17 protein-coding genes are annotated in these 14,401 nt (G+C 74.4%); all 17 read left to right on the top strand.

Annotated features, from left to right (window positions below):
- Nucleotides 1–537: flagellar hook-length control protein FliK (locus G6556_RS10675; protein ID WP_166941136.1), on the top strand; the 537-nt coding region annotated here is incomplete at its 5' end.
- Between the two features lie 15 nt (nucleotides 538–552).
- Nucleotides 553–1,038 carry a flagellar hook capping FlgD N-terminal domain-containing protein gene (locus G6556_RS10670; protein ID WP_166941134.1) on the top strand — a complete coding sequence of 162 codons (486 nt, stop codon included), beginning with the start codon at nucleotides 553–555 and terminating at the stop codon, nucleotides 1,036–1,038.
- Nucleotides 1,039–1,074: 36 nt separating this feature from the next.
- On the top strand, nucleotides 1,075–2,268 hold the full coding sequence (locus G6556_RS10665) for a flagellar hook protein FlgE (protein ID WP_166941132.1): 1,194 nt from the start codon (nucleotides 1,075–1,077) through the stop codon (nucleotides 2,266–2,268).
- A gap of 306 nt (nucleotides 2,269–2,574) precedes the next feature.
- The gene (locus G6556_RS10660; RefSeq protein ID WP_166941130.1) at nucleotides 2,575–2,898 is read left to right on the top strand and encodes a flagellar FlbD family protein; all 324 of its coding nucleotides are present in this window, start codon (nucleotides 2,575–2,577) and stop codon (nucleotides 2,896–2,898) included.
- A gap of 1 nt (nucleotide 2,899) precedes the next feature.
- Nucleotides 2,900–3,667: a motility protein A gene (locus G6556_RS10655; protein ID WP_154730949.1), complete on the top strand. Its 768-nt coding sequence runs from the start codon at nucleotides 2,900–2,902 to the stop codon at nucleotides 3,665–3,667.
- On the top strand, nucleotides 3,664–4,584 hold the full coding sequence (locus G6556_RS10650; RefSeq protein WP_166941128.1) for a flagellar motor protein MotB: 921 nt from the start codon (nucleotides 3,664–3,666) through the stop codon (nucleotides 4,582–4,584). Before G6556_RS10655 ends, G6556_RS10650 begins: the two co-directional genes overlap by 4 nt.
- Before the next feature lie 5 nt (nucleotides 4,585–4,589).
- Entirely contained in the window at nucleotides 4,590–5,111 is a 522-nt protein-coding gene (locus tag G6556_RS10645; protein ID WP_166941126.1) for a flagellar basal body-associated FliL family protein, read from the top strand.
- A 199-nt stretch (nucleotides 5,112–5,310) separates the two neighbouring features.
- Nucleotides 5,311–6,246 carry a FliM/FliN family flagellar motor switch protein gene (locus tag G6556_RS10640; RefSeq protein WP_166941124.1) on the top strand — a complete coding sequence of 312 codons (936 nt, stop codon included), beginning with the start codon at nucleotides 5,311–5,313 and terminating at the stop codon, nucleotides 6,244–6,246.
- Nucleotides 6,246–6,959: a flagellar motor switch protein FliN gene (gene fliN / locus G6556_RS10635; RefSeq protein WP_166941122.1), complete on the top strand. Its 714-nt coding sequence runs from the start codon at nucleotides 6,246–6,248 to the stop codon at nucleotides 6,957–6,959. The genes G6556_RS10640 and fliN overlap by 1 nt, the downstream gene beginning before the upstream one ends.
- Nucleotides 6,959–7,591, top strand: coding sequence for a flagellar biosynthetic protein FliO (gene fliO, locus G6556_RS10630; RefSeq protein ID WP_166941120.1), 633 nt, complete (start codon nucleotides 6,959–6,961; stop codon nucleotides 7,589–7,591). The genes fliN and fliO overlap by 1 nt, the downstream gene beginning before the upstream one ends.
- A gap of 161 nt (nucleotides 7,592–7,752) precedes the next feature.
- Nucleotides 7,753–8,496 carry a flagellar type III secretion system pore protein FliP gene (gene fliP / locus G6556_RS10625; RefSeq protein ID WP_205693307.1) on the top strand — a complete coding sequence of 248 codons (744 nt, stop codon included), beginning with the start codon at nucleotides 7,753–7,755 and terminating at the stop codon, nucleotides 8,494–8,496.
- Nucleotides 8,496–8,768: a flagellar biosynthesis protein FliQ gene (gene fliQ, locus G6556_RS10620; RefSeq protein WP_154730868.1), complete on the top strand. Its 273-nt coding sequence runs from the start codon at nucleotides 8,496–8,498 to the stop codon at nucleotides 8,766–8,768. Before fliP ends, fliQ begins: the two co-directional genes overlap by 1 nt.
- A 7-nt stretch (nucleotides 8,769–8,775) precedes the next feature.
- Complete coding sequence (locus G6556_RS10615) at nucleotides 8,776–9,531, top strand: flagellar biosynthetic protein FliR (RefSeq protein WP_166941116.1); 756 nt, start codon at nucleotides 8,776–8,778, stop codon at nucleotides 9,529–9,531.
- Nucleotides 9,531–10,688: an EscU/YscU/HrcU family type III secretion system export apparatus switch protein gene (locus tag G6556_RS10610; RefSeq protein WP_166941114.1), complete on the top strand. Its 1,158-nt coding sequence runs from the start codon at nucleotides 9,531–9,533 to the stop codon at nucleotides 10,686–10,688. Before G6556_RS10615 ends, G6556_RS10610 begins: the two co-directional genes overlap by 1 nt.
- Before the next feature lie 58 nt (nucleotides 10,689–10,746).
- Nucleotides 10,747–12,810 carry a flagellar biosynthesis protein FlhA gene (gene flhA, locus G6556_RS10605; RefSeq protein WP_166941112.1) on the top strand — a complete coding sequence of 688 codons (2,064 nt, stop codon included), beginning with the start codon at nucleotides 10,747–10,749 and terminating at the stop codon, nucleotides 12,808–12,810.
- Entirely contained in the window at nucleotides 12,788–14,065 is a 1,278-nt protein-coding gene (locus G6556_RS10600; RefSeq protein ID WP_166941110.1) for a hypothetical protein, read from the top strand. The genes flhA and G6556_RS10600 overlap by 23 nt, the downstream gene beginning before the upstream one ends.
- A gap of 83 nt (nucleotides 14,066–14,148) precedes the next feature.
- Nucleotides 14,149–14,401, top strand: a 253-nt coding sequence (csrA, locus tag G6556_RS10595; RefSeq protein WP_166941108.1) for a carbon storage regulator CsrA, incomplete at its 3' end; no start/stop codon positions are given.

Here is a 14,401-nt window from a genome sequence, read left to right as displayed (position 1 = left end):
GGCGACGCGGCCCCCGCGCCGGCGCCGACCGCGCCCGCGGCCGCCCCGGCCGCGCTGCAGGTCGGCACGGTCCAGCACCGGGCCGCCGCCGCGGCCGCGACGCCGGCCCCGCTGTCCGACCAGCTGGCCACGAGGCTCGGCGAGCAGCTGCCCGCGCTCCGCTCGGCGGGCACCGGCCAGCACGTCCTCACGCTGCACGTCGACCCGGAGCACTTCGGCCCGGTCAAGGTCGTCGCCCACATCTCCGCCGAGGCCGTGCGCGTCGAGCTGGTCGGCGCGACCGACGCCGCCCGGGACGCGCTCAAGCAGTCGCTGCCAGACCTGCGTCGCGACCTCGCCGCCACCGGCCTGTCCTCGGACGTCCGGCTGGGCACCGACGGCGCGGGCTCCGGCCCCGGCAACCGTGCCGGCGCGGACGCCGCCGGCCGCCGCGAGCCCGGCCGCCCGGACGGCTCCCGCGCCGGCACCGGCGCGGCCGCCGCCCCCGCACCCGCCCGTCCGTCGGCCCACGCCGGCGGCCTCGACCTGCTCGTCTGACCGGAGGGACCCCCCGTGACCGCCATCCCCGTCTCGTACATCGGTGGCTCGACCGCCGACGCGACCGCGGCGACCACCAGCACCCCGAGCAAGACGCTCGACAAGGACACGTTCCTCAAGCTCCTGGTCGCCCAGCTGTCCAACCAGGACCCGAGCAGCCCGATGGACACCAGCGACATGATGGCGCAGACCACGCAGCTGTCGATGATGGAGTCCCTCTCGGAGATCCAGGCGTCGTCCCGCGAGCAGTTCGGGCTCCAGATGCGCATGGCCGCCGCCGACCTCGTCGGCCAGCAGGTCACCTGGAAGGACGCCGACGGCAAGACCCAGACCGGCGTCGTCTCCGGTGTCGACTACTCCGCCAGCGTCCCGGTCCTGACCGTCGGCAAGGACCAGATCCCGCTCGACTCCGTCGCGAGCGTAAGCCCGGCCGGCAGCACCCCGCCCGCCGCGGACGACGACGACGCGACCGCCCCCACCGACTCCACGACCACCGCCTGACCGCGGTCCGGCCCACCCCACCCGAAGGGAACCACCATGCTCCGCTCCCTCTTCTCCGGCATCAGCGGTCTGCGCAGCCACCAGACGATGCTCGACGTCACCGGCAACAACATCGCCAACGTCAACACCACCGGCTTCAAGGCGTCCCAGATCCAGTTCCAGGACACCCTGAGCCAGATGCTCAACGCGGCCTCGGGCCCGCAGGACGGCGTCGGCGGCCAGAACCCGGCGCAGGTCGGCCTGGGCGTCCAGGTCGCCGGCATCACCACCAACTTCACGCAGGGCGCCTCGCAGCTCACCGGCCGCAGCACCGACATGATGATCTCCGGCGACGGCTTCTTCGTCGTCCGCCAGGGCACGCAGCAGTACTACACGCGGGCCGGGTCGTTCGACTTCGACTCCACCGGCCAGATGGTGCTGCCGGGCGACGGCGCGATGGTCCAGGGCTGGGCCGCGGACGCCACCGGCGTCATCGACACCTCGCGCGCGGTCGGCGACATCAAGGTCGGCGTGGGCACGGTCATGCCGGCCAAGGCCACCACCACGACGCCGTTCTCCGGCAACCTGCAGGCCGACGCCGAGACCGGCAAGACCAAGACCGTCTCGGTCAAGGCGTACGACGCGCTGGGCAACGCCCGCGAGGTCGAGCTGGAGTTCGTCAAGGGCGCCACCGGCTGGACCATGACCGCCACCGACGGCACCGCCTCGTACCCGGCGACCGGCTCCGTGGCGCTCACCTTCGACGCGGCGGGCAACCCGACGTTCGCCGACACCACGTTCACGATGGGCGGCGTGACCGTCGACCTGACGAAGATCACCAGCATGGCGGGCGTCGACACCATCGCGGCCGACAAGCAGGACGGCTACGCCGCCGGCATCCTCGAGTCCTTCACGCTGGGCTCGGACGGCACCATCACCGGCTCGTTCAGCAACGGCCTGAAGCAGGCGCTGGGCAAGATCGCGATGGCGTCGTTCACCAACCCCTCCGGCCTGTCGAAGGCGGGCGGCTCGCTGTTCACCACCACGGTGAACTCGGGCGACCCGCAGATCGGCTCGGCGGGCACCGGCGGCCGGGGCACCATGTCCTCCGGCACGCTCGAGATGAGCAACGTGGACCTGTCCACGGAGTTCACGCAGCTGATCATCGCCCAGCGCGGCTTCCAGGCGAACTCCCGCGTGATCACCACCTCCGACGAGGTGCTGCAGGAGCTCGTGAACCTCAAGCGCTGACCCCGGCGCCGCTTCGGTGGTCCCCGCCTGGTTCGGTGCTCACAGGCACCGAACCGGGCGGGACGCACCGAACTGACCGACGGCGGGGCATCGCCCATCCCCGCGCGACCTTCACCTGCAACGGGAACGGGCCCGGGTCGGCTACAGGTGCCTCCATCATGGGCCGCATCGGCCCCGGAAACCACCCGCTGACAGCCGCAAACCCCTCAGCGACGGGCCCCCGCGTCCGATGGGCAGGGGGAGCGGCACACGGACGGGCCGCGGCGGCGCGAGCCGCACACGCACCACCAGGGACGGGACTTCGCTGTGATCATCGTGACGCGCCTCAACGGGGCCCAGTTCGGGGTCAACCCCGACCTGCTCCAGCGCGTCGACAGCGCGCCCGACACCATCCTGACCCTCATCGACGGGACGAAGTACATCGTCCGCGAGTCGATGGCCGAGGTCATCGCGCGGGTCAACGAGCACCGCGCCCAGCTCCTGGCCCGTGCCCAGGAGATCCAGGCCGCGCCGGCGCCCACGGTCGAGCTGGTCCGCGACACCGCCGCAGGCGGCGAGCCGGGCCCCGCCGAGGACGACGGCGACGCGCCCCTCGCCGACCCCGTTCCCCTGCGACCGAGGAGCCGCTGACATGGATCCCGCCGGCTTCATCGGGCTGGTCGTCGCCTTCGGTGCGATCTTCGGTGCCCTCCTCATGGAGGGCGCCGACCCGATGTCCATCTTCCTGCCCGCGCCGCTGCTGCTGGTGTGGGTCGGCACGATCGGCGTCGGCATCGCCGGCCACACGGTCAAGGACGTCATCGAGTCGTTCAAGGCCGTGCCGCGCGCCCTGATGAACAAGGTGCCGGACCCGACGTCGACCGTGGACACGCTCGTCGACCTGGCCGACCGCGCCCGTCGCGAGGGCCTGCTGGCCCTGGAGGACGCGGCCAAGGACATCGACGACGAGTTCCTGCGCGGCGGGCTCCAGGCGGCGATCGACGGCACCGACCCCGACGACCTCCGGATGATCCTCGAGGACAAGATCGCCACCAAGCGGTCGCGCGAGAAGGTCTGGTCCAAGTACTTCGCCGACATGGGCGGCTACGCGCCGACCATCGGCATCATCGGCACGGTCATCTCGCTCGTGCACGTGCTCGAGAACCTGTCGGACCCGGCGTCGCTGGGCCACTCGATCGCCGCGGCGTTCGTCGCCACCCTCTGGGGCATCCTGTCCGCCAACGTGGTCTGGCTGCCGCTCGGTGCGCGGATCAAGCGGTTCTCCGACCTGGAGTGCGCGCAGATGGAGGTGACGCTGGAGGGCCTGCTGGCCGTCCAGGCCGGCGCCAACCCGCGCCTCGTCGGCGAGCGGCTGCGCAGCCTGCTGCCCGACACCCCCGCCGCCAAGGAAGCCGCGTGAGCTCCGGCCACGGCGGCCGCGGTCGGGGCCGGCGCGGGGGGCACGAGGAGGAGCACGTCAACCACGAGCGCTGGCTCGTGTCCTACTCGGACATGATCACCGTGCTCATGGCGCTGTTCATCGTCCTGTTCGCCATCAGCCAGGTCGACCAGGAGAAGTACGTCGCCCTCAAGGCGTCGCTGGCGGCCGGCTTCGGCGACGGGTCGGTGAACCAGTCGGTCCTCGACGGCACGGACGGCACGATGGACGGCCTGGCCATCACCGAGGACCAGCCGGACGCGGGCACCTCCGGGATCGTGGACGCCGACGAGGGCCTCGGCCTGCAGGCCTCCGACCCGGCGCCGCAGACGTCGGCGGACCCGACCCAGGTGGACACGAGCGTGCTCGCCGCGGCGCAGGCCGAGGCGGCGCACCTCGAGGAGGTGCGCGAGCACATCCTGGCCGCGCTCACCGCGCAGGGCCTGCAGGACCAGGTCCGGTTCCGGGTGGACGAGCGCGGGCTGGTGCTCGGGCTGGTCGCGGACGACGTGTTCTTCGCGCAGGGGTCGGCGACGCTGACCCCGACCGCGGGGCAGGTGCTGGACCTGGCGGCGCCCACGCTCGTGGGCCTCCAGGAGCAGATCTCGGTCGAGGGCCACGCGAACACCATCCCGATCTCGGGGCGGTACGCGACCAACTGGGAGCTCTCGTCCGACCGCGCCACCCAGGTGCTCCGGTACCTGGTGGAGCGCGACGGCATGCCGGGCACCCGCATCCAGGCGGTGGGCTACGGCGACACCCGTCCCCTGGTCCAGGGGACCGGTGAGGACGCGATGACCGCCAACCGGCGGGTCGACATGGTCATTCTCAGCGCGGCACCCGAGGCGGTGCGCGCCCTGCTGCCCGCGGTGGCGGCCGGAAGCACGACGGGAGGGTAGGGGCGATGCCCATCGAGCAGCGCGTGGTCGGCGGCGGTCAGAAGATCGGCGGTGGCCAGAAGATCGGCGGCGGGAGCACACCGGCTCCAGCGCCCGCCGCGGAGCCGGAGAAGAAGAAGGGCGGCAAGAAGAAGCTGCTCCTCATCATCGGGGCGGTCGTCCTGGTGGCGGCGGGGGCGGCGGCGTACCTGCTGCTCGGCCGCGGCAGCGGCGAGCCGGCGGCGGAGCCCGAGCCCGAGCCGGGCGCGGTCGTCGCGGTCGAGCCCGTGAGCCTGAACCTGGCCGACGGCCACTACCTGCGGCTCGGCTTCGAGCTGCAGTTCACCGCCGAGGCCGCGGGCCACGGCGACCCGGAGACCGGCCCCGCGGTGGACGCGGCGATCGCCCTGTTCTCCGGCCGGAGCGTGTCCGAGGTCAGCGACCCCGCGAAGCGGGAGGAGCTGAAGGCGGAGTTCAAGCACCAGCTCGACGAGCTGTACCACGGGGAGGTGTACGACGTCTTCCTGACGAACTACGTCACCCAGTGACGGCGCGCGCGGCGACGCGCGCCCCGTCCGACCGGACCTCCGGGGCCCCTGACCAGGGGCGTCACCCGATCCGGTGAAGCACGGCGCCACGGAGGGCGCCACATCGCTCCGCAGCACGCCGGCCCACGACGGGCCGAGGGCGGAGAAAGTCCGGCCGCGACCTCTCACATCACCCGGTTGCGCGCCGATCAGGGTGGGCGTGACGGTCCACACCACGGGTCAGGCCCCTGCGCGCTCCCGCCGGCGCACGCACGTGCCCGAGCCCTACGACTTCCGCCGCCCCATGACGATGGCGCGCGAGCACGCCCGCGTGCTCGAGATGGCGTTCGAGACGTTCGCCCGCCAGTGGGGCAACCAGCTCACCGCCCGCCTCCGCGCGATGGCCCAGGTGACGCTCGACGGGCTGAGCCTGCAGACCTACGACGAGTACGTGCGCGGCCTGCCCGGCACCACGGCGATGATGCTGTGCACCATCGAGCAGACCCGGCAGACCGCCGTCGTGCAGGTCCCGGTCAGCGCCACGATGGTCTGGATCGACTACATGCTCGGCGGCCCCGGCACGGGCGACGCCCGCGAGGACCGCGAGCTCACCGAGATCGAGCTGACGCTGCTGCGCGGCGTGATGGGCGCGGCGCTGGGCGACCTCGGGTACGCCTTCTCCTCGCTGACGCCCCTCGACGTCACGCTGCGCTCCGTCCAGTACAACCCGCAGTTCGTGCAGGCCGTCCCGGCCTCCGACGCGGTGCTGGTCGCCACGTTCCTCATGCGGGTCGGCGAGCGCGAGGACGTCGCCACCGTGATGTTCCCCGCCGAGGTGCTGCTGGCCGCCGTCCGGCAGGCCGACGGCGCGGGCAGCCGCTCCGTCGAGGACCAGCGGGCCCACGAGCTCGCGGTGCTCGACCTGGAGGCCGCCGTCGAGGACGTGCCCGTCGAGGTCGCCGTCCGGTTCGCGCCGGTCGTCGTCCGCCCCCGCGACGTCGTCGGCCTGGCCGTCGGCGACGTCGTCCCCCTGTCCCACCCGTCGTCCCAGCCGCTCGACGTGGTGGTGGACGGGGTCGTGCTCGCGCGAGCCGCCGCGGGGAACAACGGTTCCCGCCTCGCCTGCATGGTCGTCACCGTCGAGGAGAAGCACTGATGAACGCCGTCCCCACCGCCGAGACCACCGACGCCGCGGTCGCGCTCGCCGCCGCCACGGCCGCCGCCCGGCTGCTGCCGGCCGCCGCGCCGCTGGTGCCGGCCCCGGCCCCCGCGGGCGCCCGCCCGGACGCCGACGCGCTCGCCGTCGTCGCGTCGTTCGTCGGCCCGAACAGCGCCGACGTGGTGCTGGTCGCCGACGAGGCCGTCCGCGACGCGCTCGCCGCCGGCGCCCCCGACGGCAGCCCGCTGGACCTGGCCGCCGCCCTGCGCCCGGCCCTGGAGGCCGCGGTCGCCGAGCTCGGCGCCGGCGTGCTCGAGGCCGCCCGCACCGAGCCGGTCGCCACGGCGCTGCCCGCGGACGCGCACCTCGTCGCGCTCGGCACCGACGAGGGCGTCCAGGCCTGGTTCGGCCTGCGCCTGCGCACCGAGCCCACCGCCGCGGTCCCGGGCGTCCCGACCCAGCGCGCCAGCCTCAACGTGCTCTACGACGTCGAGATGACGCTGACCGCCGAGCTCGGTCGCACCAAGCTGCCGGTCCGCCAGGTCCTGGAGCTGACCCCGGGCGCCGTGCTGGAGCTCGACCGCGCCGCCGGCAGCCCCGCCGACGTCATGGTCAACGGCCGGCTCATCGCCCGCGGCGAGGTCGTCGTGATCGACGAGGAGTTCGGCATCCGGATCACCGAGATCGCGCGCGAGGACGGCACCATCTGATGGACACCCTCGTCCTGGGCCTGCGCGTCCTCCTGGCGCTCGCGTGCGTGATCGGCCTGATCTGGGTCCTCGCGCGCCGCGCCGGGTGGGGCAAGGGCCGTCGCCGGCCCGCGGGCCCGGCCGTCGAGGTGGTCGGGCGCCAGGCGCTCGGCCGCCACGCCGGCGTCGTGGTCGTCGCGGTCGGCGACCGCCGGATGCTGCTCGGCTACGGCGAGCAGAGCGTCACCATGCTGACCGAGCTCGACGCGGTCGCGGAGGAGGAGCCCGCCGACGCGGACGCCGCCGCCGAGGCCGCCCCCGCGCCGATGACCCTCGGCGCGCTGGCCGCGGCCGTGCTGCCGACGCCGCGCCGCACCCGGGCCGCCGCGCCGGTCGCCGCGGCCCCCGCGGTCCCGGCGCCGGCCGTCGCGGCGCCCGCGTTCGAGGACGCCCTCGCCGAGGCCACCGCGGCCCCCGTGCCGGGGCTCGTCGGGCTGGAGGTCGCCGACGTCGACGCCGCCCGCATCGAGCACCTGACCGCGCCCGCCGGGGAGGCCCCGGCCGCGCACGGCGCGCTGCACGGCTCCGTGCTGGCGCCGTCCACCTGGAAGCAGGCCGTCGCGGTGCTGCGGGAGCGGACGGTGCGCCGATGAGCCCTCGCCCCGCGCCCGAGACCGCCGACGTGGACCTCGTCCTGTCCGGCGCCCGCGCCGAGGCCCTCGCGGCCGCCGACGCCGCGGACCGCCGCCGCTGGCCGCTCGTCGTGCTGGCCGTCCTGGCCCTGGCCGTCGCGCTGGTCGTGCTCGGCTCCGGCATGGCGCACGCCGCGCCGGTCCCGCCCGAGGGTCCGGCCGCGCCGGCCGGCCCCGCCGACCCCGGCACCGGCGAGGTGTCCGTCGCCATCAACGGCGTGAACGGCACCCCCAGCAGCTCGATCGTCGTGCTCATCGGCATCACGCTGCTGTCGGTCGCGCCGTCGCTGCTGCTGATGATGACCGGCTTCACCAAGATCTTCGTGGTGCTGTCCCTCACCCGGAACGCGCTCGGCCTGACGACCGTGCCGCCGAACCAGGTGATCGCCGGCCTCGCGCTGTTCCTCAGCCTGTTCGTGATGGCCCCGGTGCTGTCCGACGTGAACACCGACGCCGTGCAGCCCTACCTCGACGGCAGCATGGACTTCCAGACGGCGCTGGACGCCGGCTCGGTCCCGCTGCGCGAGTACATGCTCGGCCACACCCGCGAGGCGGACCTGGCCCTCATCACCCGGGCGGCCGACCAGCCGAACCCGGAGGACCCGGCCTCGGTCCCGATGCTCACGCTCATCCCCGCGTTCATGCTCTCGGAGCTGCGGTCGGCGTTCATCATCGGGTTCGTCATCTTCATCCCGTTCCTGGTCATCGACCTGGTCGTGTCCTCGGTCCTGATGAGCATGGGCATGATGATGCTGCCGCCCGTCATGGTCTCCCTGCCGTTCAAGCTGCTGCTGTTCGTGCTGGTCGACGGGTGGGGCCTGATCGTCACCGCCCTGGTCGGCGCCGCGTCGGGCGGGGGTGGCTGATGGACACCTCGGCCGTCCTCGACATCGGGCTGGACGCCCTGATCATCGCCGCGAAGCTGTCCGCCCCGGTGCTCGTCACCGCGCTGGTCGTCGGGTTCGCCGTCTCCCTGGTGCAGTCGGTCACCCAGATCCAGGAGGTGACGCTGTCCTTCGTGCCGAAGGCCATCGCCGCCGCCGTGGCGCTGCTGGTCTGCGGGCACTGGATGATCGCGGAGCTCGTGACCTTCACGCACCAGCTGTTCGAGCGCATCCCGGCGCTGCTCGGGGGCTGACCGGACGATGGACGTCACCCTCTCCCTGGCCGCCGTGCAGACCGCGATGCTCGCGGGCGTCCGGTTCGCCGCGTTCCTGATGATCGCGCCGCCGTTCGCGCACCGCGGGATCCCGGGCGCCGTCAAGGCGATGCTGTCGGTCGGCCTGGCGATCGCCGTGCTGCCCCGCCTCGACCTGGTCGCGACCGCGTCGACGGGGGAGTTCCTCGGCGACCTGGTGCTGGAGGCCGTCGTCGGCGCCGCCCTGGGCTTCCTGGTGTCGCTGGTGTTCTCGGCCGTGCAGGCCGCGGGCAACCTCATCGACCTGTTCGGCGGCTTCCAGCTCGCGCAGGCGTTCGACCCGCAGAACATGACGTCCGGCGCGCAGTTCGCCCGGCTCTACAACATGACCTGCCTGGTCCTGCTGTTCGTGTCCGGCGCCTACCAGCTGCTCATCGGCGGCCTGGCCCGGTCGTTCGACGCCGTTCCGCCCGGCGCCGGGCTCGACCTCGCGGCGATGGCCCAGGTGGTCACCACCGGGCTGTCCGACATGTTCCTCGCGGCGCTGCAGATCGCCGGCCCGCTGCTGGTCGTGCTGTTCCTCACCGACGTGGGCCTCGGCCTGCTGACCCGGGTGTCGCCCGCCCTGAACGCGTTCGCGATGGGCTTCCCGCTGAAGATCTTGATGACCGTGACGTTCGCCGGCTTCGCGTACCTGGCCCTGCCGGGCGTGGTGGACGACCTCGCACGCCGGGCCGTCGAGGCCGTCCTCGGGGTCGCCTGATGGCCGGGGGAGGGGACGCCGGGGAGAAGACCGAGAAGGCCACAGCCCAGCGGATGAAGGAGGTCCACCGGGACGGGAAGCTCTCCCGGTCCCAGGACCTCACCGCGTGGGTCGGCCTGGCGGCCGCCGCGGTCATGCTGCCCAGCACCGCGTCCCGCGCCGCCGACGCCGCGCGCGACCAGCTCGCGGCGGTCCGCGAGGCGATCGCCGCGCCGGACGCCGGCACGGTGGTGGACCTGCTCGGCGACGGCCTCTGGTCGGTCGTCGGGACGCTCGGCCCGCTGCTGGCCGTCGTCGCCGGCGTCATCATCGCCGTCGCGGTCGCCCAGGGCGGCGTGCACGTGAAGAAGTTCAAGCCGAACGTCAAGCAGTTCAACCCGGTGTCCGGGGTCAAGCGGTTGTTCGGCGCGAACGCCTGGTGGGAGGGCGCCAAGACGCTGCTCAAGACCGCGGTCGTCGGCCTCGTCCTCTACACCGCCGTGCAGGCCCTCGTCCCGCAGCTCATGGGCACCGGCCGCATCCCGCTGGAGCACATGCTCGGCGTCGCGGGCGCCGGCGTGAAGCAGCTGATCATCTGGGGCATCGGGGCCGGCGTGCTGCTCGCCGCGATCGACCTGCTCGTCGTGATGCGCCGCAACCGCAAGCAGACGCGCATGTCGAAGCAGGAGATCAAGGAGGAGAGCAAGCGCACCGAGGGCGACCCGCACGTCAAGGGCCACATCCGGTCCAAGCAGATGGCCATGAGCCGGAACCGGATGATGGCCGCGGTCGCCGACGCGGACGTGGTGATCGTCAACCCGACGCACGTCGCCGTCGCGCTGAAGTACGTCGCCGGCACCGGCGCCCCGCGGCTCGTCGCCAAGGGCGCGGGCGCCGTCGCCGCCAAGATCCGCGAGCAGGCCACCGAGCACCGGGTGCCGATGGTCGAGGACATCCCGCTCGCCCGGTCCCTGCACGCCGCGTGCGCCGTGGACCAGGAGATCCCCGCCTACCTGTTCACCGCCGTCGCCCGCGTGCTCGCGTTCGTCATGCAGCTGAAGCGGCGCGGCGCGGCGATGGGGAAGCACACCATGCCGGGCGGCTCGGTCGCCCCGGACGACGCACCGACCACCGTGGCCGCCGCCCGGCGGCGAGCCCGCCAGGAGAAGGTCGCATGATCGCCCGCCGCCTGCCGATGACCAGAGCAGTACCGCACACCACTGACGAGGACCTCCGATGAAGAACCGGCAGATCTCCCAGCTCGCCGTCCCGGTGGGCGTCGTGGGCATCGTGCTGCTCCTGGTGGTGCCGCTGCCCGCGGCGCTGCTCGACGTGCTGATCGCCGTGAACATCACGGCCGCGCTCGTCATCCTGCTCACGAGCATGTACGTGCAGCGGCCGCTGGACTTCAGCGTGTTCCCGTCGCTGATCCTGGTGTTCACGCTGTTCCGGCTCGGGCTCAACGTCGCGTCCACCCGCCTGGTGCTGCGCGACGGCTACGCCGGGGCCGTGATCGACGCGTTCGGGCACTTCGTGGTCGGCGGGTCGCTGGTCATCGGCCTGGTGATCTTCCTGATCCTGGTCGTCATCCAGTTCGTCGTCATCACCAACGGCGCCGGCCGCGTGGCCGAGGTCGGGGCGCGGTTCACCCTCGACGCGATGCCCGGCAAGCAGATGGCGATCGACGCCGACCTGAACTCCGGCCTGATCGACGAGGACACCGCCCGGCAGCGCCGCGCGGACGTCGCCGCCGAGGCCGACTTCTACGGCGCGATGGACGGTGGCTCGAAGTTCGTCAAGGGCGACGCCATCGCCGGCATCATCATCACGCTGATCAACCTCATCGGCGGGTTCGTCATCGGCATGGTCCAGATGGGCCTGTCGGTCACCGAGTCGCTGGAGCGGTTCAGCCTGCTGACCATCGGCGACGGCCTGGTCACCCAGATCCCCGCGCTGCTGCTCTCGGTGTCCACCGGCATCGTCGTCACCCGGGCCACGGCCGAGGGCGACATGGGCACCGCGGCGTCCAAGCAGCTGTCCCAGTCCCGCACCGCCCTGCTCATCGCCGGCTGCGGCGCGCTCGCCCTGGCCCTGCTGCCCGGCATGCCGAAGCTGCCGTTCGTCCTCGTCGGGGCCGGGCTGCTGGTCGTGGCCCAGCGGATCAAGGCCTCGCAGGCCAAGGAGGCCGCCGCGGCCGAGCTCGCCGCCGCCTCCACCGCGACCGCCGCCCCCACGAGCAACGACACCCCCGAGGCGCTCATCGAGCAGATGCGGGTGCACACGCTGGAGATCCTGCTCGCGCCCGACCTGGTCGACATGGTCGGCAACGGCCCGGACCAGGACCTGCTGCACCGCGTGCGCGGCCTGCGCCGCAAGATCGCGATGGAGCTCGGCATCGTCGTGCCGCCGGTGCGCACCCGCGACTCGGTCGACCTGCCCCGGTCCACCTACGTCGTGCGGATCGCCGGCGTCGAGGTCGGCCGCGGCGAGGTGCCGCCCGGGCGCATCCTGGCCCTCGGCGACGACCTGGCCGCGCTGCCCGGGCAGTCCACCGTCGAGCCGGTCTTCGGCCTTCCGGGCAAGTGGGTCGCCGCCGAGCTGCGGCACGCCGCCGAGATGGCCGGCGCCACCGTCGTCGACCGGGTGTCCGTGCTGATCACGCACCTCGGCTCGATCATCACCCGCAACGCGCCGCGGCTGCTCGGCCGCGAGGACGTCCGGGTGCTCACCGAGGGCGTCAAGCAGGTCAACCCGTCCGTGGTCGAGGAGCTCGTGCCCGGCCTGCTGTCGCTCGGCGAGGTGCAGCGCGTGCTGCAGGGCCTGCTCGCCGAGGAGGTCCCGATCCGCGACCTGTCCCGGATCTACGAGGCGCTCACGCTGCGCGCCAAGGTCAGCACCGACCCCGAGGGCCTGGTCGAGGCCGCGCGCGGCGCGCTCGGCCCGGCGCTGTCCGCGCAGTACGTCCAGGACGGCGCGCTGCGGGTGCTCACGCTCGACCCCGTGTTCGAGCAGGCGCTGGTCGAGGCGCTGCGGCCGTCCGAGTCCGGCACCCAGATCGTCACCGACCCGACCCGCCTGGAGGCGATGCTCGAGCGGCTGCGCGCCCAGGTCGCCGACGCCGAGGCCACCGGCCGGTCCGTGGTGCTGGTCTGCGCCCCGGCGCTGCGGCCCGCGCTGCGCAAGGTCGTCATCCTCGCGCTCGACCGGCTGCCCGTGCTGTCCTACGCCGAGGTCACCGGCGGCGGCGTGCGGATCGAGACCGTCGGGGTGGTGAGCGGTGCCCACGCGATTGCTGCTTGAGGGCGCCGACCTGGCCGAGCTCATGGTGCACGTCCGCGCCGAGTTCGGGCCGACGGCGCGCATCGTGCGCGCCGAGCGGGTGCGCACCGGCGGGCTCGCCGGGTTCTTCGCGCGCGAGCGCTACGAGCTGACCATCGACGTCCCGGACGCGCCCGCCGCCCCGGCCACCGGGCTGCTGCGGCGCCGCGGCGTGCCGCTGCCCGCGCCCGCCGCGGCCGGCGGGGCCGGGGGTATCGACGCGCTGCTCGCGGCCGCCGACGCCGCGGACGCCGGGCCGGACGGCTTCGGCCCGGCCGGCACCGACGTGCTCGCGCCGGCCCGCCCCGGGTCGGTGCCGGAGGCGCCGCCGCGCGTGTCGACCGGCGAGGAGGCGTTCGCGTCCGTGCTGGAGCAGATGCGGGCGATGACCGGGGCCGTCGCGCCCGACCACCACCTCGAGGTGCCGCCGCCCGCGGACGCGGTCGTCCCGGCCCCGCGCGCCGCGGGCCCCGACGCCGCCGGGCGCGCGTTCGAGCCCGCCGTCGTCCCCGTGCTGCCCGCGCCCGCCCCGGCGCCCGCGGTGGAGCGGGTGCCCGCCGGCGCCCCGGGCGGGGTGCCGCGCGACGCGCTCGCCGAGCTCGGCGTGCCCGCGCGGCTGCTCGCCGCGGTCGGCGACGGTCCGGTCGAGCTCGCGCGGCTGCTCGCGGCCGTGCCCGCCGCGCCGCCCGCGCCGCGGGACCCGGGGACCGTGCTGGTCGTCGCGGGTCCGCCCGAGGACGCCGCGCGGGTCGCGGAGCTGCTGGCGTTGCGGTCGGGCTCGGGCCCGGTGGTGGCGGCCGGCGACGCGGAGGCCGCCGGTGCCGGTGCGGGTGCCGGCGCGGCCGGACGCCGGCTGACGACGCCGGCGGCCGCCGCCCGGTGGCGCGCCGAGCTGTCCGGCGGCGACGGCGTGACGGTCGTGGCGCTCGGCGTCCGCCCGGGCCGCGCCCGCGAGGACGCCGCCGCCGAGCTGCTCGCCGCCCTCGCGCCCGACCAGGCGTGGGGCGTCGTCGACGCGCGCAGCAAGACCCGGGACTGCGCCCGGTGGATCGCGGGCGTCGGCGCCCGCCGGCCGCTCGACGCGCTCGCCGTGGGCGGGCTGTTCGACACCAGCGAGCCCGGCACGGTCCTGGGCCTCGGCGTGCCGGTCGCGTGGATCGACGGCGTCCCGGCCTCCCGGCTCGCGTGGGCCGCGGCCCTGGGCGAGCACCTCCCCGAGGGCACCGTCTGGGGCTGACCCCCCGCCCCGCCGTGGCCGGTGGGCGCACCCGGCGTGGGCGGTGCACCGGCCGCTTGCGCGCGGAAGGTAGGGTCGGCGCCATGCTGGTGCTGAGCAGACGGGTCGGTGAGCGGCTCGTGATCGGGGACGACATCGTCGTGACCGTGATCGAGGTGCGCAGCGACGGCGTCCGCCTCGGGATCGACGCCCCGCGCTCCGTCGCCGTGCACCGCGCCGAGGTGCTGGAGGCCGTCACGGCCGCCAACCTCGCCGCCTCCGACGCGGCGACCGACGCCGGCGACGACGCCGTCGAGTCCCTGCGCGGCCTGGTCGCGGGCCAGCCCGCCCCGGCGG

Source organism: Cellulomonas sp. IC4_254 (assembly GCF_011603975.1).
Classification (GTDB): Bacteria; Actinomycetota; Actinomycetes; order Actinomycetales; family Cellulomonadaceae; genus Cellulomonas.
This window is presented reverse-complemented; position numbering and strand designations above follow the sequence as displayed.

Excerpts from the sequence above, each read along its gene's own strand:
- G6556_RS10610 (WP_166941114.1), top strand. The coding sequence starts at position 9,531 with ATGGCCGGGGGAGGGGACGCCGGGGAGAAGACCGAGAAGGCCACAGCC.
- fliQ (WP_154730868.1), top strand. The coding sequence starts at position 8,496 with ATGGACACCTCGGCCGTCCTCGACATCGGGCTGGACGCCCTGATCATC.
- fliP (WP_205693307.1), top strand. The coding sequence starts at position 7,753 with ATGGCGCACGCCGCGCCGGTCCCGCCCGAGGGTCCGGCCGCGCCGGCC.
- fliN (WP_166941122.1), top strand. The coding sequence starts at position 6,246 with ATGAACGCCGTCCCCACCGCCGAGACCACCGACGCCGCGGTCGCGCTC.
- G6556_RS10665 (WP_166941132.1), top strand. The coding sequence starts at position 1,075 with ATGCTCCGCTCCCTCTTCTCCGGCATCAGCGGTCTGCGCAGCCACCAG.
- G6556_RS10655 (WP_154730949.1), top strand. The coding sequence starts at position 2,900 with ATGGATCCCGCCGGCTTCATCGGGCTGGTCGTCGCCTTCGGTGCGATC.
- G6556_RS10645 (WP_166941126.1), top strand. The coding sequence starts at position 4,590 with ATGCCCATCGAGCAGCGCGTGGTCGGCGGCGGTCAGAAGATCGGCGGT.
- G6556_RS10615 (WP_166941116.1), top strand. The coding sequence starts at position 8,776 with ATGGACGTCACCCTCTCCCTGGCCGCCGTGCAGACCGCGATGCTCGCG.
- flhA (WP_166941112.1), top strand. The coding sequence starts at position 10,747 with ATGAAGAACCGGCAGATCTCCCAGCTCGCCGTCCCGGTGGGCGTCGTG.
- fliO (WP_166941120.1), top strand. The coding sequence starts at position 6,959 with ATGGACACCCTCGTCCTGGGCCTGCGCGTCCTCCTGGCGCTCGCGTGC.